The 4,308-nt window shown below is 57.4% G+C and carries 7 protein-coding genes; all 7 read right to left on the reverse strand.

All coding sequences use genetic code 11. From position 1 onward, the window contains the following. The coding region (locus ACPLUI_RS11695; RefSeq protein ID WP_424660438.1) for a 4Fe-4S dicluster domain-containing protein at positions 1–905 on the reverse strand (905 nt) is incomplete at its 3' end. 17 nt (positions 906–922) lie between these two features. Then, positions 923–1,189, reverse strand: coding sequence for a EutN/CcmL family microcompartment protein (locus ACPLUI_RS11700; protein WP_424660439.1), 267 nt, complete (start codon positions 1,187–1,189; stop codon positions 923–925). Continuing rightward, positions 1,176–1,487, reverse strand: coding sequence for a BMC domain-containing protein (locus ACPLUI_RS11705; RefSeq protein WP_424660440.1), 312 nt, complete (start codon positions 1,485–1,487; stop codon positions 1,176–1,178). Before ACPLUI_RS11705 ends, ACPLUI_RS11700 begins: the two co-directional genes overlap by 14 nt. A gap of 25 nt (positions 1,488–1,512) precedes the next feature. Beyond that, complete coding sequence (locus ACPLUI_RS11710) at positions 1,513–2,316, reverse strand: hypothetical protein (protein ID WP_424660441.1); 804 nt, start codon at positions 2,314–2,316, stop codon at positions 1,513–1,515. 32 nt (positions 2,317–2,348) lie between these two features. Next, entirely contained in the window at positions 2,349–2,633 is a 285-nt protein-coding gene (gene eutM / locus ACPLUI_RS11715) for an ethanolamine utilization microcompartment protein EutM (RefSeq protein WP_424660442.1), read from the reverse strand. Positions 2,634–2,702: 69 nt separating this feature from the next. Then, entirely contained in the window at positions 2,703–3,356 is a 654-nt protein-coding gene (eutL, locus tag ACPLUI_RS11720) for an ethanolamine utilization microcompartment protein EutL (protein WP_424660443.1), read from the reverse strand. Between the two features lie 30 nt (positions 3,357–3,386). After that, positions 3,387–4,308, reverse strand: a 922-nt coding sequence (locus ACPLUI_RS11725; RefSeq protein ID WP_424660444.1) for an ethanolamine ammonia-lyase reactivating factor EutA, incomplete at its 5' end; no start/stop codon positions are given.

Genomic DNA, 4,308 nt, shown 5'->3' on the forward strand with positions numbered 1-4,308 from the left:
CAGGCGCCGCATTCCGAACACAGCAGGCTGGACTTGACAGCAGTCACGTCGTGCAGCATGTAGGCCAGCGAGCGCATGACCTTGTGCGGCTCCAGGCGGTGACCCAACAGGTGACGCGGGCAGACTTCACTGCACCGGAAACACTGTACACATGCAATACGCGACATTTTCAACTCTTTATCTAGAGGCCGTGACTTCCGCTCCACCAGCGGGTGGGAGGAAGGAAGTACAATCAAACCCTTGGTGGTCTTCGTAACCGGCACCCCGGGGTTGTCCAGAAGCCGCCCCATCATGGGCCCGCCCTCTATGACAGCTTTACCATTTAAATCCCGGCAACCGGCCAGGGCCAGCACATCCTGTACCGGTGTCCCCACCGGCACCCTGCAGGTGAGCGGGTGCGGAACATCGCCTGCAACTGTCAACCAGGTATCCACCACAGGCTGGCCACCCAGCGCACCCGCTATATTGAGCAGGGTTTCCACGTTGGTAACAATGCACCCCACCTTCAGGGGGATACCGGCTTCCGGCACGGTACGCCCGGTCACTTCTCTCACCAGCACATGTTCATCGCCGGCAGGGTAAAAATCATCCAGAATATGCAACTTGAGATTTTTGCTTCGGTTTTGCTTTTCCAGTTCAGCAATAGCGCTCTTATACTTGGCTTTGAGAGCAATTACACCCTGAGCGGCGCCGGTGGCTTTAACAAGCGTTTTCAAGGTTTGCCACATGGTCCGGGCATGCAGCTCCAGCAGCTGCTGGTCCACCCGCAACAGCGGCTCGCACTCGGCACCGTTGACAATCACGAAGTCCGCCCTGGCAGCCATTTTTACATGCGTGGGGAAACCGGCCCCGCCGGCCCCCACCACACCAGCCCGGGCAATGGCATCCGTAAGTCCCTCGACCATCGATCATCCACCTCTGACTACTCGTTCGTTCCTTCATCTATAATGCCGACAATGGCCGCATCAACGGGTTTGTTCATCAGTTCCGGCAGCAGGCGGGCGGAGCTGCCCCCCACCACAAGCACTTTTTCACCAATTCCGGCCCCGATGGTATCGACAGCAACAATCAGGGAGCCGGAACTCTCGTCACTACCTTCAATCAACCGAACAATCATGAATTTCATCCCCGTCAATGTCTCGTCCTTACGCGTCGACCAGACACTGTCCACCACTCTACCGAGCAGCATCGCTTTCCCTCCCCGGCCAGGCCGTCTTAACTGCTTCCACAGCCTCCTGAACCGCGGCAGTATCACCCCATACGGCAATCATGGTCATGTGCTGTGGACAACTGCCGCGGACCTCGTCCACTTCAACAGCCGCCGCCTTTTCGGCCAGGTCAGCAGCCAGCAGGATATCCGCCAGCTGCCCCTGAATCAGAGCAATGGCACCGGCACGATCCAGAGACGGCCGATCCTGACCGGGCCGCCTGGCAGCAATGATACGCAACACTGCGGGAGAAGGCGATTTGATTAGCCGGATCAGCAACTTACCCCATCTCCCCTGTTCCAGCTCACACACCCGGCCTGTAGTAAGTACCGGCAAGCAGGCGACACATCATGATATAGACGACACTGCTGGCACGGTTCAGGGCTGTCAGCAGATCCTGCCGCTCTACCCCGCCGGAGTGACAAAAGGCGTCTACCGCCGCCAGTTCCACCTGGCGGACCAGAGTGCGCAGCAAATTCAGACGTGCCATCATCAGGCCGTGTTTTGCTTCCGGCATAAAGTGACGAACACCGATGTATTTTTCAGGATGGTGCGAATGTTCCCTGATTTGATTGCTGTCAAGTTCACCGAAAACAATTTCCGGTAAAGGCGTGCCGGTTACCTCGGCCTTCATCACCTGGCGCATACAATCCAGGAACCACTTCAACTCGTTGGCCAGCATTGTAAGACCATTTTTTTGTGCTTCAAGGATGGCTATGATTATTTCAGCTTCAAGGTGGTCAAGCTGGCCGCGCAGTTTGATCCTCGGGTGGTTTTTAATAACCAGCTCGCTGCCGTGCAGGTGTGTCTGGTACTCCTGCTTGCCACCGGGTGCTTGCTGAACAGCCTCAGCAGTGCGGGAACCTGCAACACGGTCAGTCGTAGCAGACTGGTATCCGGAGCAGGTGGCGGCAAACCCGGCAGCGCGGGCTGCCGCCGACTCAGCTTCAGGAGGGGGGGATGAACCGGGCCGGACAAGGCTTATTTTCCTCTCATTGAGAAACTGGGCTGCTGCCGGCGTCAGCCGGGCCCCGGCCGGCAGTTCGAAACTGGTGAAGGGGGCTTTCCGGTAACGGTCACGCAGCTCCAGTTCTGTAACTACCTTCAATTCTTATCCCCCCAGAATTTGCACCCCGGCCATTACTTCTCAAGTTTGGGCAGAATGTATTCCACATCGGCATGCGGCCTCGGGATGACATGCACGGAAATCAGCTCACCCACGCGCTGTGCTGCTGCCGCACCGGCATCAGTAGCAGCCTTCACGGCACCCACATCGCCGCGCACCATAACGGTCACCAGACCGCCACCAACATGTACCTTGCCGATCAGGGTAACGTTGGCAGCCTTGACCATGGCATCCGCCGCTTCAATAGCTCCTACGAGACCTTTGGTTTCAATCATTCCCAGGGCGTTGGTTGTGCTCATGATGCAGACCTCCTGTTGAATAAGTTGGATTTATTTAGATTATTTAATTGTCCGGTTGAACCGGTACCGTTAATAGTTACGCGGGCCGTTGGCCACGCTGATTACAGCATCACGGAAGGCCTCAGCCGCAGCCTTGCAGGCACTCTGCGTGCCGGTAAGCAGGGCGCCGCCATAGTTGGTCTCACTGGGCGGTCCGTACCAGGCCACCATGCGCACGTCGGCTGCCTTCAGAGCCGCATCCACCCCGTATACAGATTCCAGGGGAGGGGCAATCAAATAGGCCAGCGGCTCGCCTTCCGGAATACCGGCCACTTTGGAAAGGTAACTGCCGGTACGGGAGATGACATGCGGGTACATGGCAATGGTACCTTCTTCGTTGGCAGTGTAAAAGAAAGCTTCCTCCTCCAGCGTAACAATGGCGGCTTCCAGACCGCTGCGAACCTCGGCCGGGTTGGGCCCCGCTATGATGCCGATGAACTCACCGGACAGAGGGCCGGAAGCATGCGCGGCACCTGCATAAAATGAACGTGCATAAACTACTTCAACTTGAGCTTTTTTGGTGGCTTCATCAATAGCCGTATAGCCGGCATCGTCAATAGTACAGGTGAGCATGCCTATGCTGCGCTGCTCCGGCGTCAACTTGAGCTTCTCCGCCAGATCGGGGGCCACATTGGGGATGATGCGCACTGCCAGCACCTCGGCTTTAATCGGCTGTAAAATCATTTTGCTGTCCACCTCCTTGCCCGCTACGCCCTAATTGTTAAAAACCAGTGTTTTGACTGTCACCGGTACAACCCGCCCGTCCATGAGCGGGTAGCCGATATCGATATAATCACCATCATCCACATTGATCTGGTCAATACATAGCACCTGTTTCTCCCGGCCCAGCATACCCCGGAGCACCTGCCCCAGCACCCGGCCGCAGTCCTTCTCCAGCACCACCACAAGCGGGTGGGGCCCGGCCAGGTAGCCCTTCATGCCGTCCACTATGCCCCGGCCCAGTTCCACAACTGCCCGGTAGGTGTGATCGAACGGGCCGGGTATGGCCAGTGCCAGCACCTGATCCCCTTGCTCCAGACCAGCAGCAGTCAACTGCGTCTTGATCTGCACCGAAACTTCCTCTGCGTTCACCGGCACATCACCTGTAAACGGCTTTACAACAGGTACATTTCGTAACGGAAGGATGGCCGGGTCAATGTGTATGGTACAACCGCTGATGTTAAGAGTCTGGGTACCGGCACCTATAACAGTGGCCCTGATGGTCTCCAGCGGCCTGGCGAGCTGCCACTGCTTTGCCAGGCAAGCTTGCTGCAGGGCCTGTCCCAGGAAGGGACCAAGGTCACCAAATCGTGTACCTTCCTCAATTGTCAACGGTACTCCGGCTCGCTCGTACATGTACTCGGCCACACCGCCCGAGAACATCAGCGCATCCAGCGTGTAATCCAGGCGCAGCGGCGGCACCATTAAAAGTTGGCGGGCCAGGCTATTGCCGCCTCCCGGCTCAACGAGGGTAAGTACCGCTTCAGCCATTTCCGCCGCCAGCCGCCGCAACTCCTTTAAGGTCAGTACATCACCAACATTGGCGGCCAAACCGCAACTATCCAGGAGTATACGTCCGGGCGGTGAGACATAGGCTATCTCACCCGTACCCGGTTTCAACACAATCAACCTGCCG

The sequence above is a fragment of the Desulfofundulus sp. genome (assembly GCF_049701015.1).
GTDB lineage: Bacteria > Bacillota > Desulfotomaculia > Desulfotomaculales > Desulfovirgulaceae > Desulfofundulus.